Here is a 15,372-nt window from a genome sequence, read left to right as displayed (position 1 = left end):
TTTGCGTTCGATAACGTGAGGGGTGTGGAGGTGAGGACCGTGAACGACGCCGAGAAGCAGGTCGAGACCGGGCGGGCGACGGTGATGCATGTGCGGTGCCCGGACCGGCTGCCGGAGGAGACCTACCGGCACGTGCTGGAGCTGCTGGCTGGCCTCTCCCCGGTCGTGCAGGCACTGCCACCGTCCGCTGCCCTGGTCGAACTCAAAGGTTAGGTCCAGTGTTTCTACCTGTCTCAAGTCGTTGAACAGGTGGTCTCGGCAGGGCGCGTTGGGCTGTTAGGTTCCGCGGCTGTCAGTTGACCGTGGGAGAGCCTGGTGCCTTACTTCTTCGCCTCGTAAGACAGTGTTGCCCGGCAACGGGCGGCGCTTGCCGACCTCGGGTTCGACACAGTGGAACTGCTGTCCGGACCAGAGGTGCTGCCGGAGGGAACGCCCTTCTTCGTCGACGAGTTCATGCGGCCGCGCGAGCCGATGTGCTCGTACTTCTTCGATCTGGCCCGGCACGTGGGTGCGAAGAGTCTGCGGGAGTACGCGTATGACCTGATGGGCCTGGAGGACTTCTTTTCCGGGGGGTTGGATCCGCCGACCGATCTGGTGGCGGCGAGGGAGCCTGATCTGGTGGCCTCCCGCAGGTGGCGCACCCAGCTGGCGCCGGTACCGGTGGGGCCGGCGACGTGGCGGCGTAACCGGGCGGCGATCAACGGCTTCTACGACTGGGCTGTGGATGCCGGTCTGATCGGGCAGCGTCCGTACCTGCGGCGTCGTAGCGGCCGTGATGCTCTGTCGTGGGGTGCGGTGTCGGATTCCGATGTGCGGCATCTGTCGCGGTCACAGTGGGTGATGCTGCACCGGGTGGGGCTGGGCGGCGACCTGTCGGACGGCAGTCCGGATCCGGGGTTCGGTCGTCGATGGAACGGGCGGGCGCCGCGGGATGCCGCTCGCCGTGGGGGACGGTGACCTCGTCCTCGCCAGCGGAGGCCGGGCGGCCGAAGCAGACGGCGACCAGGCCGAGGCCGGCGGCGCCGAGCAGTTGGGCGGCGAGGAAGGGAAGCACGGAGGTGGGGCGCCACCTACCGAGGAACTGTTCACCGCCTTTATGCACGTCCTGGCGGTGTCTTCATCCAAGAAGGCTGCCTGGCCCATCACCGGGTCTTGGCCGACGTCCCCGCGCGGCGCGCCTGGGGAGAGCCTCCCCCGGCGTGTCGGGGGAGCCGTCGGCAGTCCACTCCCGCGATGTCGTCGAGTCTGGGAGGCAACACCCGAAGGATTGAGGGACACGACAACAAACTCCCGCCAACAAGCCGTCACACCCGCGGAACTAACGAAAAGATTAGTAGTCGAGTGACCAATTAGTTAGCTTCATTGGATTCAGCATCAGCCACACGTTCGTGACGCCTTTATCGTTGACGGTGAAGGTAATCATGCCGTATCGACGCCTCTCATTTCGAAGAATGTATCCGAGACCGTCAGCTGTGTCGCGTTGCTCAAGACGGAGGGTGGGCTGCTTGCGCATCACTCCCATGAACCACCGGGCTACATGATCCGACCCGCGGATGACCTGAGGTGCGGCATTGACGAAACCGCCGCCGTCTACTCGTAGTTCGACATCTGGAGCCAACACGCGGAGCAGGTCCTCGATGGCCCCTCCTACAGTTGCCTCACGGAATGCCCGAACAACCTCATCATGTTGGTGAGAGGAGACCTGTGCGCGTCTTCCTCGTCGCACGCGGCGGCGTGCGGACGTTGCCAATTGCCTTGTTGCTGCTGATGAACGACCTACGACACTAGCAATCTCGTCAAACGGGACGCCGAACACATCATGCAGCACGAACGTCACTCGCTCTGCTGGGGTCATGGCCTCGAGGACCGTCAGCAATGCCATGCTGACGGCATCGTCAAGAGTGACACGTTCGAGCGGATCAGCAGCGAGGTGACTGGAGTTCAGTGGCGCCTTGGCTGTGTCTGCGAAGAGGTCAGCTGGAACTGGCTCCGGTAGCCATTGCCCGACGTATATCTCCCGTCGTGCCCGCGCGGAACCCAGCAGGTCGAGTGATATGCGGCTCGCAACTCGAGTCAGCCATGCTGCAGGCGCGGCAATTTCGGCGCGCTCTTCGGGGTCAAGGCGGTACCACCTCACATATGTCTCTTGCACGACGTCCTCGGCATCGGCCAGGGTGCCCATCATGCGAAAGGCTAGCGACAGCAGACGATGTCGCTCCGCCATGACCGAATCAAGAGCCCGTGATTCATCACGCTCGGCTCCTCCGAACTCCGAGGATTCGACAGGACAATCTTCCGGCATGGGGCACCCTTTCCCATTGGAGCGCAGCACGCCTAACCTATTGCCTGGCGGTCAGGCGTTCCCGCCCCCTTCACTATCGCATTCAGGCGGTGGGAATCCCTGCAATCGGATACCGCACGACGCCTGTCCGGTACGCGCCGCGCGGAACCATGGCATCGATGGGCCCCTGTCCGTCCACGGTCACAACCTCACGATCGTCTCCGCGATCGGCCAGAGTGGCACGGAAGAGGTCGTCGTGGTAAAAGCGGTCGGGTCCAGCGATCTCGACCACACTCCCCGGCTCCAGCGTCGTGACAGCCTCGGCGAGCAGCTCGATGACTTCGTCCAGCTCGACGGGCTGGATGAATGACCTCGGAGCCAGAACCTTTCCGTCCACAGTGTGCTGGTCAATGAGGACAGGAATGTAGCTCTGGAACTGGGTGGCCCGAATGATGGTGGCAGGGATCGAAGCGGACCGCACGGCCTTCTCCTGCGCCACCTTGCCGAGATAGTACCCAATATCGGATGCGTCCCCTTCCCCGACGCCGACAATGGAGAGCACGATGTGATGACGCACACCTGCCCGCTCACCCTCCGCAGTCAGGTTGTTGATCGCTCCCTCGAAGAATGAGATTGCCCCCTCTGCGTCAAAGCGGGGGGTGTTAAGAACGTTCACGATGGTGTCCACTCCGACGAGAGCCTCGGCGAGCCCCTTGCCCGAGATCACGTCGATCCCGTCCTGAAGTCCTCCCGGGACCACCTCGATACCCTTGGCCGCCAGGTTGTCAGCAAGGCGGGACCCTACACGGCCGCGCCCACCAGCGATGAAAACCTTCATGTCTCACTCCGTTCCGGGGCACCAGTCGCTGCCCTCACCAACATGACGACGCAGGCTGGAGAAATGTGAGGCCGGGAAGCAGGCTTGCTACTACACCGTGCCCTATGTGGTGAGGGGGAGGAGTCGCTTGCAGCAGCACAGGGCGGCGGCGAGTCCGAGGAAGCCCGGGTGGGTATGGGGATCGCGTTCGTAGCGGGGGCTGCGCCGACGGTAGCCGGACAGCCAGGGCGCCCGATGACCCAGCGGCATCGCCCTAAAAGGGCACTTCGTGCTATCTGGTTTGTTCGCCGGGATGACGGTCCGCGTCGCGGCGTCGACGAGCAGGTCGGGCATCGGTGGTTCGGTGCCGGCGAACTCGCGGACGGCGTTGACGTCGCCGGCCTGGACGGCCCGGAGGTAGCTGAAGGCGCTGATGGCCTTGTGTGGGGGCATCGGGGCGAGCGACGTGGTGACGGCATGCCTCCATCACCCCCTCCGCGGCCCGCCGCCGAGGGCCGGACGTCGGACATGGCGGTGCTCCTTGCAATGCGGGACATCGGTGAGCCGATGAAAGGGCACGTCTGCGATCACCCTCGTCCGGTCGTGGGCTGCTCGCGATCGCTGATCGCCCAGTCGTGGCCGGTGAACGGCGGCGTGCACGGTGCGGGCGGGCGGCCGAGCCTTGGATCCGCAACGCGTCGGGGCCTGCTCGCGAGTGGCTGGCCGACAGCGGCCGCTCCTCTTCGCGGCCCACTGGCCGCCGACGTGAACGCGTCGCTGTTCACCCGGCCGAGGCCGTGCTGGATCAGCCAGTCCGCAGGGTCGGGCGCGTCCGGGCTCCCCGGTGCCGCCGCGTTTCCCGCTGCACCCCGTCGGCCGTCCAGTGGTCGATCAGCCCGAGCCGGCGGACGGCCTGCTCCTCGATGGCGCACCGGGCGAAGCGCGGCGCGGTCGGATGATCATCCGGTCCGCCGGATGCGGAGGAGCATGATGGTGGGTCGGTGAAACCCCCGATCACGTGCGGAGGCCGTCCCGCGCGGGCCGTCGGGCGGCTCCGTGTGCGAGGAGCATGCGGCGGGCGAGGCGGGTGATCTCCTGGGTGGCGGGCGACAAGACGGTTCCCTGCCGCCGGACCACGGCGATGGTGTCGTACAGCGGTTCCGCGAAGCCGACGGTGTGGAGGCCCTCCGGGAAGGTCCGGCTGTGTGCGACCGCGCGGGAGACGATGGTGTCGCCTGCCCCCCGGGCCACGATGTGCAGCGCGGATTCGACGTGTTCGACCTCGATGACCGCGGAGACGTTGACGCCCGCCACCTGGGCGCGTTCTGCCAGTTGGCGCCGTGTCGGGTCCCGCCATCCGTAGTGGGCGTCGTACAGGATCAGCTTGGCCGCCGCGAGGTCGGCCATGCTGACCGGCCGGGTGGTACGTCGGGGGTCCGCGGAAACGTAGACGACTTCGTCGCGCAGGAGGGGGGTGACGTCGAGGCCCTCGGCATCGACGGGGAGGACCACCAGCCCGGCTTCAAGGTCACCGGAACTGACGGCCTCCGCGACCTCCACGGAGTTGAGTCCGACGATCCGCAGCCGCACCTTGGGATGCCGGGCGTGGAAGCTCTCCAGCAGTTCGGACAGGAAGTAGTAGTCCGCGTTCCGTAGCAGCCCGAAGGTGGCCACACCGCCGTCGAGTGAGGTCAGGGAGCGCAGGGCGCGGTCGGCGCCTTCTGCCGCCTCGGTCGCCTGCTGTGCGTACGGCAGGAGTTCTTCGCCCGCGGCGGTCAGCACCAGCCGTCGCGGCCCCCGCGTGAACAGCGGCACCCGGTAGTGATCCTCCATGCGTTTGATCAGCTCCGAGACCGACGGCTGTGTCGTCCGGAGCTCTGTCGCAGCGGCGGAGAAGGAGCCCAGCCGCGCGGAGGCGAGGAAGGCGCGCAGCTGGTTGAGCGTGATCGCGGGAGCGGATGAGGGCGGCATGCCCACCATTCTTCCATAGGGTCACCCTATGCAGGCTCGGGGATAACTCAGGGTTGTCCTGGGGCAGGTACTGCATCAGGCTCTGGCGTATGAACTTGAGCCCCCGCTTCACCACGGCTTTCGCCAAGCGTTTCACCCTTCTCAAGGCTCCCGCGGTGGACGCGCCGCCGGCGCAGCGCGACCCCGAGGTGATCGCGACCGTCAGCCGCATGCTGTCGGACATCGAACGCCACGGACTCGACGCGATTCGCCGGTACGCCAGCTCCCTCGACGGCCAGTCCGACGGCGCGGTGGAACTCGACGCTGCGGAAGTGGCCCGCAGCGGCGACCGGCTGCCGAAGGACCTGCGTGAGGCGATCGAGCTGGGCGCCGAGCGTACCCAGCGCTTCGCCGCGCTCCAGCGCGAGCACCTGACGGACTTCGAGGAGGAGATAGCCCCCGGGCTGGTCGTCGGGCAGCGGTACGTGCCCGTCGGATCGGTCGGCGCGTACCTGCCGGCGGGCCGCTTCCCGCTCACGGCCAGCGCCTTCATGACGGTGGGCGTGGCCAAGGCCGCGGGTGTACCGACGGTGATCGGGTGCACGCCTCCCCAGCCGGACGGCCGCGCCAACGATGCCGTCACCTACGCGGCCCACCTCTCGGGCATCGATCACCTCTTCGTGGTCGGCGGGGTTCAGGCCCTCGCCGCGATGGCCTTCGGGCTGCTGGGGCACCCGCCGGTCGACATGATCGTCGGTGCCGGCAACGCCTACGTGGCCGAGGCCAAGCGCCAGCTGTTCGGTACGGTCGCCATCGACCTGCTCGCGGGACCCTCCGAGGTCGCCGTCATCGCCGACGACACGGCCGACGCCGAGGCTGTTGCGGCCGACCTGCTCGGCCAGGCCGAGCACGGCCCCACCTCGCCGGCCGCACTGGTCACCACCTCCGAGCGGTTGGGACGGGACGTCATCGCCGCGGTCGAGCGCCAGCTGCTCACGCTGTCCACCCGGGACATCTGCGGGCCCGCCTGGCGTGACTACGGCTCGGTGATCCTGGTGGGCAACCGGGAGGACGCGGTGGCGGCCATGGACGAGCTCGCCCCAGAGCACCTGGAGGTGCACACGGGCGAGGACGACTGGTACCACGACACGCTGCGCAACTACGGCTCCCTCTTCCTCGGCCACTGGAGCACGGTGGCCTACTCGGACAAGGGCATGGCCGGCACGAACCACACGCTGCCGACCGCGGGTGGTGCCAAGCACAGTGCCGGGCTGTCCGTCTCCCGCTATCTGAAGCCGCTCACCTACCAGCGCGTGAGCCGCGAGGCCACCCCACTGCTCGCCGAGGCCGTGGAGGTCATCTCCGCCAGCGAGGGCATGGCCGCCCACCAGGCCACGGCCACCCTCCGCCTGCGCACGTACGCCGGCTGACACCGTCGGGCGTACTGGGGGCGGCCCCACGGGGCCTGCGAGGCCCGTCCGCGGCCGGTTCCCGCGGGCACGCCTCATCACACCCACGTCCACGAGCGATTGCCACGTGCCGACGGCGCCGTCGCCGCTGCCGGGGGGCCGGCAGTCGCAGCTCCCTGCTGGTCCCCGCGGACGCCTCCGTACACGCCCCGACGGCGTCCGCGGGCAGGCCCTGGTGACGTCCGCTGACACGCGATTCCGGGAAATCCTCACTTACGCCCTTATGTACAGCAAGCCGCACAGAGATCCGGTATCTGACATGAAATCCGCACGCCGTGAAGGCTCAGGACGGCCCCGGTTCGTCTCCGGGGCCGCCGCAGCCGTCGCGCTGGCCGCTGTCCTCGTCTGCGCCGGGTGCAGCCCGCCTGGGGCGGGAAAGTCCGCCGTCGCCGGAGGCCAGATCGCCATCACCGACCCGGTGACCACCGCCCAGGTCGCCGCCCTCGGTGACGTCACGCTGCGCATGTGGGCCGACCAGGCGGAGAAGCCGCTGATGAAGTCGGTGATTCCCGCATTCGAGAAGCAGTACCCGAACGTCAAGGTCGACATCACCTACAAGAGCTTCGACGACCTGGTCGCCACGGTCGTCAACGCCGCCTCCGGCAGCAACCCGCCCGACCTGTTCCAGGGCAACATCGGCTACGCGGTCGACGGGGCGCTGGTCAAGGCAAAGCTGGTGCGCCCCCTGGACGACGTGGCGGCCGCCTACGGGTGGATCACGGGTACCGGCGCTAGCACCCTGGCGCCCGCTCGCTGGAACGGCTCGGGCACCGCCTTCGGCGCCGGCAACCTCTACGGCATGTCACCGATCAGCGAGGTCCAGGGCATCTATTACAACAAGGCCCTGCTCAAGAAGCTGGGCCTGCGAGCACCCCGCTCCCTGAAGGACCTCGAAGAGGCGCTCCCGGCCGTCAGGAAGGCCGGCGAACAGCCGATCATGCTGGGCAACAGCGACCAGTACGCCGCCACGCATATATTCTCCGACCTGGCCGTCACCGAGCAGAAGCCGGCCGCCATCCGCGACTGGATTGGCGGCAAGGCAGGCACCAGCTTCGTCACCGCGGGCAACGAGAAGGCGGCGGACACGATGGCCGACTGGGCGAAGAACGGCTACTTCGGGTCCGGATACGACGGCCTCAGCAACGAGGACGCTGTGTCACGGTTCGCCAGGGGCTCGGGCGTCTTCTTCGTCGGCGGCTCATGGAACGGCGCCACCCTCGATCCAGCGAAGTTCGGATTCGGGGCCCTGACCACGGGCGGTGCCGGAGCGACCGCCTCCCCCTGGCACATCTCCGCCTCCTCCAAGGTCACACCCGCCGCGGTCGCCTTCCTCGCGGCCCTGCACACCCCGAAGACCGGGCAGGAGATCCTCGACACCGGCCGGCTGCCCGTCGTCACCGACGGTGTGAAGGGAGGCAACAGCCTCCAGAGCCAGACCCTCGACGCGCTCAAGCGCACGATCGCCGCCGGTACCCAAGTCGGCTACTACGACTGGAGCGCCACCGACATGCTCACCGTCATGGGCGGCAGGCTCCAAGAGGTCATGGCCGGCCGCACCAGCGGCGCCGACTTCACGAAGGCTGTCCAGGACGCCTGGCTGAGGGCGAGGCGAACCCAGTGAGTACTGCAGCCCCCACCACCGGACGGGGCAGCACCGCTCCCGGAGCCCCCGCGTCCGGAAACGGACGCGCCCACCGGCCGCACCGCCGTCTGCCCTCCCGGTCCTCCCTGTCCTCCTACTCCTGGTCCTCGCTGCTGTACGTGGCGCCGGCCCTGGCGTTCTTCGTCGTCTTTGTCCTGTATCCCATCGGCGTGTCCGTGTGGTACTCGTTTTACGCCTACGACGGCCTCACACAGGGCACACCGGCCGGCTGGGGCAACTACACGGCGGTCTTCACCGACAGCCGGTTGCGTGCCGCACTGCTGCACTCTCTGGTCCTGCTGTTCTTCTACGCCGTCCTCCCGGTCTGCACCGGTCTGCTGCTGGCCGGCGCCATGTCCCGGATCCGCGTCTACGGACTGACGGTGTTCCGGGCGGTTCTCTTTCTGCCGCAAATCCTTTCCAGCGTCGTCGTCGCTGTCGCCTGGCGGAACCTGCTCGCCGAGGACGGTCCGGTCAACTCGGTGCTGAGGGCAGTGGGACTGGGCCGGTTCACCACCAGCTGGCTGGGCGACTTCGGGACCGCACTGCCGTCGATCGGCACGATCGGAGCCTGGGTGGAGTACGGGCTGTGCATGGTGCTCTTCCTCAGCGGCATCGTCGGCATCGACCGCTCCACCTACGAGGCGGCCCGCCTGGACGGGGCCGGACCGGTGCGGGAGTTCTTCGCCATCACGCTGCCCGCGCTGCGCGCCCAGATCTCGATCGCGCTGATCCTCACCATCACCTTCGCACTGCGCAACTTCGACCTCATCTGGAACACCACACGTGGTGGTCCCGGCACCTCGACGACCGTCCCCAGTCTCTACGTCTACCAGGACGCGTTCCAGAACCGCCTGCTCGGCCGTGCCTCCGCGCTGGCCATCGTGCTGACCCTGGTGATCCTCGTCGTCGTGGTGGCCGTGCAGCTGGCACTGCGGGAACGCGACGTCCCGCGCCGCCGGTTCACCAGACAGGGCACACGGGGCTCACAGTGCAGGAAGGCGCAGTCATGAGAATCGCCCGTACCGAGAGCATCGTCACGCACGCCCTGCTCGTCCTCGCCTCCGTCGTCGCCGTTTTCCCCCTGGTGTCGATCCTCGCGTCCTCGCTGCACGGCGTGGGCGGATCCTCCGGCGGGCTGTCCTTCGCCAGCTACTCCACCGCATGGACCCAGGGCCGCTTCGGTCCCGCCCTGCTGTCGAGCGCGCTGGTGTCCGTCACCGTCGTGGTGGTCACCGTGGTGCTCGCCAGCCTGGCCGGTTACGCGCTCGCCACCATGCGGGTCCCCGGCGGCAGGGTCATCCTGGGCCTGCTGCTCGTCGGGCTCGTACTGCCCTACGAGGTGACGGTGCTTCCCCTGTACGAACTGCTCACCGGCTGGCACCTCGTGGACACCTACTGGGCGCTGATCATGCCCCAGGTCGCCCTGTCGGTGCCGCTGGGCGTGCTGTGGATGCGGTCGTTCTTCGCCTCCGTTCCGGCGGAACTGCTGGAAGCGGCGCGCATCGACGGCACGAGCCGCCTGCAGACCCTGCGCTTGGTCGTGCTGCCCGTCGCCGGACCCGCCATCACCACGCTGAGCACGGTGCTGTTCCTGTTCACATGGAACGAGTTCCTGCTGGCGCTCATCCTCGTGCCCGACAACGCCTCGGTGCAGACCGTCCCCCTGGCGCTCTCCTTCTTCTCCGGCGCCGCCCGCTCCAGCGACCCGGCCGTCACCGCGGCGGCCGCCGTCCTGGTCGCCCTGCCGGTACTGCTCGCGTACATCTTCCTCCAGCGGCGCCTGATCAGCGGCCTGACCGAAGGAGCCGTGAAATGACCGTGCCCGCCCCCTACCGGCCGGACGGCGTCACCCGCGTGGTGTGCGAGCAACTGGCACCTCGCGTAGGCGACCTGGCACACAACGAGGACCTGGCCCGCGACGCCGTCCGGCGTGCCCTGTCCGACCGGGCCGACATCGTCGTCCTGCCCGAGCTCACCACGTCCGGGTACGTCTTCGCCGACGCCGAGGAGGCCCGGCGCACCGCGATCCGCGCCGAGGACCCCTTCTTCGCCGACCTTAAGGCCCTGCTGGCCGGCACCGCCACCGCGGTCGTGCTCGGCTTCTGCGAAGACGCCGGCGACACGCTGTACAACAGCGCCGCCGTCGTCGACGCCGACGGAGTACGAGCCGTCTACCGCAAGACCCACCTGTGGGACCGGGAGACACTCTTCTTCAGCCCCGGGCAGAGCATGGCCCCGGTGGTCACGACACCCCACGGCCGCATCGGCGTACTGATCTGCTACGACATGGAGTTCCCGGAAATGCCCCGCCGGCTGGCCTTGGCGGGTGCCGACCTGATCGCCGTGCCGACCAACTGGCCCCTGGAGGACCACCCGACCGGGGAACGCCCCGCGGAGATCATCCAGGCCCAGGCCGCCGCCCGGGCCAACGGCCTCTACATCGCCTGCGCGGACCGCAGCGGCACCGAACGCGGCCAGCAGTGGACGCAGGGCACAGCCGTCATCGACCAGTACGGATGGATCACCGCGGCCGCGACCGGGACGGAACACCGGATCGTCACCGACCTCTTCCTCCACCTCTCCCGGGAGAAGGCCCTCTCCCCGCACAACGACCTTCTCGGCGACCGCCGGACCGACCTCTACGGCCAGGAGAGCCCGCTGCTATGACGACAGCCGACACCAAGCCCGCCACGGCATCTGCTTACACCGGCCCCCCGGCGGACGACGACTGGTGGCGCACCGCCGTCATCTACCAGATCTACCCGCGCTCCTTCGCCGACAGCGACGGCGACGGCACCGGGGACCTGCCCGGCATCACCGCACGCCTCGACCACCTGGCGTACCTCGGCGTGGACGCCCTGTGGCTCTCGCCGTTCTACCCCTCCCCCCAACGCGACGGCGGCTACGACGTGGCCGACTACCGCGCGGTCGACCCCCGCTACGGCACCCTCGACGACTTCGACGCCTTGCTGGCCCGTGCCCACGGCCTCGGCATCCGCGTCATCGTCGACCTCGTACCGAACCACTGCTCGGCAGAACACCCGGCCTTCCAGGCGGCGCTGGCCGCAGCGCCCGGCAGTGTGGAACGCTCCCTGTTCCACTTCCGCGACGGCCGCGGCCCGGACGGCACCCTGCCGCCCAACGACTGGACGTCGATGTTCGAGGGGCCCGCCTGGACCAGGATCACCGAGCCCGACGGCAGCCCGGGACAGTGGTACCTGCACCTGTTCGATCCCGGTCAGCCCGACTGGAACTGGGACAACCCCGCCGTCCACGAGGACTTTGAGCACACCCTCAAATTCTGGCTCGACCGCGGCGTCGACGGCTTCCGAGTCGACGTCTGCGATGCCCTCCTCAAAGCCCCTGGCCTGCCCGACTGGCCCCACACGACCCACGGGGTCATCGAGCCGGTCGACGGCGTGATGCCGCCGATGTGGGACCAGGAGGGCATCCACGACATCTTCCGGAACTGGCGCCGGCTGCTGGACACCTACGACGGCCGGCGCATCCTGTGCGCGGAGGCGTGGCTGCCGCCCGAGCGCGCCGCCCGCATCATCCGCGCCGACGAGATGCACCAGGCCTTCAACTTCCGGTTCCTGGAGACCCACTGGCAGCTGGCCGCCCTGCGCACCGCCATCGACGAGTCGCTGGCCGCCAACGGCGCCGTCGGCGCCCCCACCACGTGGGTGCTGTCCAACCACGACGTGATGCGCCACGCCAGCCGCTTCGGCTACGACGGGCCCGTCGAACTGGAACATGGCGTGGGCGCCGACGACCCCCAGCCCAACCGCGTCCTGGGACTGCGCCGCGCACGGGCCGCGACCGCTCTCATGCTCGCACTGCCCGGCTCCGCCTACCTCTACCAAGGCGAGGAACTCGGCCTGCCGGACGTGACCGACCTCCCCGACACGGCCCGCCAGGACCCGGTGTGGGAACGTTCGGGACACCGCATCCGCGGACGCGACGGCTGCCGCGTACCCATGCCATGGACCGACCGGGCAACCGCGTTCGGTTTCAGCGACAACCCGAACACCTGGCTGCCGCAGCCGCCCTACTACCGCACCTACGCGGCAGATGCCCAACGCGACCGTCCCGACTCCACACTGCGCCTCTACCACCGCCTGCTCACCCTGCGCCGCCGCCACCGCCTGGGAGCGGGAGACCTGCGCTGGGCTCCGTCCCCCGACCACGTCCTGCACTTCACCAACGGCCCCATCGAGGTGATGACCAACTTCGGCACCGACCCGATCCCGCTGCCCCCCACTGCTCACGTCCTGGCCGCCTCCGCCGCGCTGACGGACCGGCTACCCCCGGACACCACAGTCTGGCTCACCCGGCACGAGCCCGTACCCCACCCCTGACAACCATGCCCGCGGCCAAGCCGTGCGCCGGCCAGCGCAGGCAGCGGGACTGCAACCAAGCCGGGGCCCGGCAGCGGCTGCACGAGGCGCTGCCGGCCGAGCTGAACGCGGAACGGGAGCTGGAGTGGTCCTGGTGCGTGGCCGCCTGCTCGCACGTAGGGCGTGGCAGGGGAGCCTCACGGGCCCGTCGCGCCGGCTCCGCGGCGTATGGGTGGCGCGTCGTTGCCGATCAGCTGCGGGCACCGGTGTAGGCGTTGATCCGCCTGCAGTCGTGGTCGAGCAGTGAGGCCAGTTACGGCCCGGCCCAGAGGCTGAACGTGTGCGCGATCTCCCGTGACTAGGCTTCCGCGTATGGCCAGCCCATCTCTTCCCTGCGACCGGTTCCTGGGTGAGTTCCAAGAGCTGGCGCACGGTCGCCCCGACGGCCCTTCACTGCGCGAGTCGGTCCGCGACCACGCTGCCCCGGACGAGGAGAAGCTGGTGCGTTACCTGCGAGCAGGATCAGCTCTTGCCGTGACCGGATCACCGGCCCACGACGCACTGAGTGGCGAGTTCATCGGTGCCTTGGAACTGCACACCGACGGCGAGTGGTTCTGGTACTCAGACCTCGCTCACTATGTCGAGCACTACCACGTCCCGCAGGACGAGATCTTCATCGATCACGCACGCGCACACCACTGGGCTCCACCCGCACTCTCGACTGAAGACCTCATCGCGATCGCAGACACGCTGGAGGCGCTCGACACCGAAGGCTCTCAAGGGCGCACAGGACTGCCCTAGTTGAGCGCTGCGGCAGCCCGTCACCGATGCCCAGCGGCACCACCGCGCCCGGACCGACCGCTGACGCTCCCTTGCCGTCCTCACCCCTTGGGGGCTCGGGGTATCCACCCGCGGCCCCAGAGGGTGCTGCGGCGCCCGCCTGAGGGGACGGCGGGCCAGTCCTTCAGCGAGCGCCCGCAGGCCGCGGAGCGGGCCTGGACGCAGAAGGCGCTCTCTGCGCCCCGCCGGCGGTGCCAGACGCGCCTGGCAGGACGACGCCCGCCGCGGGCAGGGCGATACCCGCCGTGCGGCAGTGACGGGCGACGACGCCACCGTCCACGCCTGCATCTCTCCCGGCTCAGGCCCTGCAGCTCGGGTGCTTATGGGCGGTTCTCCTTCCTTGCCTCGTCGATGGCCTGCTGGGCCTCGTCCAGAGTCATGGCGTGCTGGTCGCCGGGCTGGGCGATGACGATCCGCGGGGCCGTTCCTCGTCGGTTTTCGAGGGAGCGAACTGGAGCAGGGGCACGACTTCACCACTGGTAGGCAGCTTGTACTGGATCAGGGCGTGATGGCTGGCCTCCAGCATCTCCTCGATCCGGACTCCGGTGTGCTGCAGGAACTCGATCGTGGCCCAGGCCCAGAACGCCCGTTCCTCGACCAGCCCCAGATGGACGCGTCGGCCGGACTTGTCGTAGGCCCATCGACGAGTCCTTCTTCTGGCGCGTGTAGGTTCTGCCCCTGAGCGTGAACTGGCCGCCGAGCGGGGCGGCCTGCAGAGCCTCCATCCCCTCCCGGGCCTCCGTCCAGTTCGCCCTGGCGGCGCGGACAACGGTAGACAGCGCGGGCAGTCGTTCACGGGTGCGCTGGTCCATCTTCGCCTTGCGGCGCTTCTGGTGCTTCAGGTACTGGCATCGGCGGCGCTGACCGAGGACCGGCTGCATCCGAGGCTCACCCACCGCTCCTCCTGGGCAGCTGCCGACGGCACCCTCCCGGTCGTCGACGGCACGGTGATCCGCCTGGACATCAGCCACCTGCCCAGCGGAGCGACACCGAAGCCGGTCTGGCTGTGGTGGTCAGGCACCGACGCCACTGCGGCGGACGCCGACCGTCTCTGGCAGGCCTACCTGCGGCGCTTCGACATCGAGCACACCTTCCGCCTGTTCAAGCAGACCCTCGGCTGGACCTCCCCGAAGATCCGCACGCCTGAGGCCGCCGACCGCTGGACCTGGCTCATCCTCGCCGCCTACACCCAACTCCGCCTCGCCCGCCCCCTCGCAGCCGACCGACGCCGCCCATGGGAGCAACCCAGATCTCCAGACAGGCTCACTCCCGCCCGCGTCCGCCGCGACTTCCGGCACATCCGCCCACAGACCGCCTGCCCGGCCGGAGCACCAAAACCCACCCGCCCCGGCCCCGGGCGACCAGCGGGCCGAAAGAACACCCGTCCTGCACCCCGCCACGACGTGCACACACCCAAGAAGACACAGCCAGCAGAACGACAAAAGAAGAGGTCAACCACCCCAAAGCCCCGCCGCACAGGTTAAAGATCAAGCTAGGGTCTGTTGCGAAAGTGGATCTTGTCCGTTGGTGATCACGTCCTGTGGGACGTGGGGATCGGACGAACGGCCAGTGGGCCCGGCTTGAGCCCCTGCTGCCGACGGCCATCAAGCCGGGTCGGCCGCAGGTGTGGACGCGGCGGCAGTTGATAGACGGCATACGATGGCGGACCCGGACCGGTGCTCCTTGGCGGGACGTGCCCGAACGTGCGCGGGCCACCCCTGCCTGGCTGGGCTGCCGCCTCGTGGCCCACGCCCTGGGGGTGCCGTGCCGGACCGTACTCTTACCAGTCGTTGAGCTGGCGGTAGTCGGTGAGCCAGGACACGGTGTGACTACGGACGGTCTGTGCCACTGAGGGCGAGCATGGCGGCGGTTGCCGCTTCGGCCTGCGCGGGCGACCGGCGTCCGAGCCCGCAGGACGTGGCGATGTCGACCCGCCGGCCCAGGGCCTCCTCCGCGAGGCGGAGGGCGGTGAGCTGGTCCTCGCGGGATTGGGCTTCATGGGCGATGCCCGCGACGAGCGTCGAGGCGGT

At 68.8% G+C, this 15,372-nt stretch carries 15 protein-coding genes and 2 pseudogenes; 12 read left to right on the top strand and 5 right to left on the bottom strand.

From position 1 onward, the window contains the following. Positions 1 to 24 precede the first annotated feature (24 nt). Both LG395_RS40075 and LG395_RS40070 read left to right on the top strand, forming a co-directional pair. Complete coding sequence (locus LG395_RS40075; RefSeq protein WP_225814422.1) at positions 25 to 213, top strand: hypothetical protein; 189 nt, start codon at positions 25 to 27, stop codon at positions 211 to 213. Positions 214 to 390: 177 nt separating this feature from the next. Continuing rightward, positions 391 to 957, top strand: coding sequence for a site-specific integrase (locus LG395_RS40070; protein ID WP_225814395.1), 567 nt, complete (start codon positions 391 to 393; stop codon positions 955 to 957). A gap of 373 nt (positions 958 to 1,330) precedes the next feature. Here the strand turns inward: LG395_RS40070 and sigJ are convergent, their stop codons facing one another. The 4 genes and pseudogenes from sigJ to LG395_RS40050 all read right to left on the bottom strand — a co-directional run bounded on the left by sigJ (position 1,331) and on the right by LG395_RS40050 (position 5,069). Then, complete coding sequence (gene sigJ / locus LG395_RS40065; RefSeq protein WP_225814418.1) at positions 1,331 to 2,302, bottom strand: RNA polymerase sigma factor SigJ; 972 nt, start codon at positions 2,300 to 2,302, stop codon at positions 1,331 to 1,333. Positions 2,303 to 2,384: 82 nt separating this feature from the next. After that, positions 2,385 to 3,119 carry an SDR family oxidoreductase gene (locus LG395_RS40060; RefSeq protein ID WP_225814394.1) on the bottom strand — a complete coding sequence of 245 codons (735 nt, stop codon included), beginning with the start codon at positions 3,117 to 3,119 and terminating at the stop codon, positions 2,385 to 2,387. A gap of 102 nt (positions 3,120 to 3,221) precedes the next feature. Further along, positions 3,222 to 3,394, bottom strand: a pseudogene (locus tag LG395_RS40055) (IS5/IS1182 family transposase); the annotation flags it as partial. Positions 3,395 to 4,112: 718 nt separating this feature from the next. Beyond that, the gene (locus LG395_RS40050) at positions 4,113 to 5,069 is read right to left on the bottom strand and encodes a LysR family transcriptional regulator (RefSeq protein ID WP_225814393.1); all 957 of its coding nucleotides are present in this window, start codon (positions 5,067 to 5,069) and stop codon (positions 4,113 to 4,115) included. A gap of 89 nt (positions 5,070 to 5,158) precedes the next feature. On the opposite strand from LG395_RS40050, the gene hisD reads away from it, so the two are divergent. From hisD to LG395_RS41875, 10 genes and pseudogenes are all read left to right on the top strand, one after another. After that, on the top strand, positions 5,159 to 6,478 hold the full coding sequence (gene hisD, locus LG395_RS40045) for a histidinol dehydrogenase (protein ID WP_225814392.1): 1,320 nt from the start codon (positions 5,159 to 5,161) through the stop codon (positions 6,476 to 6,478). A gap of 298 nt (positions 6,479 to 6,776) precedes the next feature. Next, complete coding sequence (locus LG395_RS40040; RefSeq protein ID WP_225814391.1) at positions 6,777 to 8,138, top strand: ABC transporter substrate-binding protein; 1,362 nt, start codon at positions 6,777 to 6,779, stop codon at positions 8,136 to 8,138. Continuing rightward, positions 8,135 to 9,172, top strand: a complete 1,038-nt coding sequence (locus LG395_RS40035; RefSeq protein WP_225814383.1) for a carbohydrate ABC transporter permease — start codon at positions 8,135 to 8,137, stop codon at positions 9,170 to 9,172. The genes LG395_RS40040 and LG395_RS40035 overlap by 4 nt, the downstream gene beginning before the upstream one ends. Then, on the top strand, positions 9,169 to 9,978 hold the full coding sequence (locus LG395_RS40030; RefSeq protein WP_225814382.1) for a carbohydrate ABC transporter permease: 810 nt from the start codon (positions 9,169 to 9,171) through the stop codon (positions 9,976 to 9,978). Before LG395_RS40035 ends, LG395_RS40030 begins: the two co-directional genes overlap by 4 nt. Continuing rightward, entirely contained in the window at positions 9,975 to 10,829 is an 855-nt protein-coding gene (locus tag LG395_RS40025) for a nitrilase-related carbon-nitrogen hydrolase (protein ID WP_225814381.1), read from the top strand. Before LG395_RS40030 ends, LG395_RS40025 begins: the two co-directional genes overlap by 4 nt. Beyond that, on the top strand, positions 10,826 to 12,523 hold the full coding sequence (locus LG395_RS40020; RefSeq protein WP_225814380.1) for a glycoside hydrolase family 13 protein: 1,698 nt from the start codon (positions 10,826 to 10,828) through the stop codon (positions 12,521 to 12,523). The genes LG395_RS40025 and LG395_RS40020 overlap by 4 nt, the downstream gene beginning before the upstream one ends. A gap of 5 nt (positions 12,524 to 12,528) precedes the next feature. Next, a complete protein-coding gene (locus tag LG395_RS40015) occupies positions 12,529 to 12,774 on the top strand; it encodes a hypothetical protein (protein WP_225814379.1) in 246 nt (81 codons plus the stop codon). 100 nt (positions 12,775 to 12,874) lie between these two features. Next, a complete protein-coding gene (locus LG395_RS40010) occupies positions 12,875 to 13,303 on the top strand; it encodes a hypothetical protein (protein WP_225814378.1) in 429 nt (142 codons plus the stop codon). Between the two features lie 908 nt (positions 13,304 to 14,211). Then, a pseudogene (locus tag LG395_RS40005) lies at positions 14,212 to 14,826 on the top strand (transposase); the annotation flags it as partial. Positions 14,827 to 14,882: 56 nt separating this feature from the next. Next, positions 14,883 to 15,194, top strand: coding sequence for a transposase (locus tag LG395_RS41875; protein WP_372463529.1), 312 nt, complete (start codon positions 14,883 to 14,885; stop codon positions 15,192 to 15,194). On the opposite strand, the gene LG395_RS39995 is transcribed toward LG395_RS41875, so the two are convergent. Beyond that, a partial coding sequence (locus LG395_RS39995) for a hypothetical protein (RefSeq protein WP_225814377.1) occupies positions 15,172 to 15,372 on the bottom strand: 201 nt, incomplete at its 5' end. The two genes, LG395_RS41875 and LG395_RS39995, sit on opposite strands and share 23 nt — an antisense overlap.

The organism is Streptomyces spinosus, assembly GCF_020400655.1.
GTDB lineage: Bacteria > Actinomycetota > Actinomycetes > Streptomycetales > Streptomycetaceae > Streptomyces > Streptomyces argyrophylli.
This window is presented reverse-complemented; position numbering and strand designations above follow the sequence as displayed.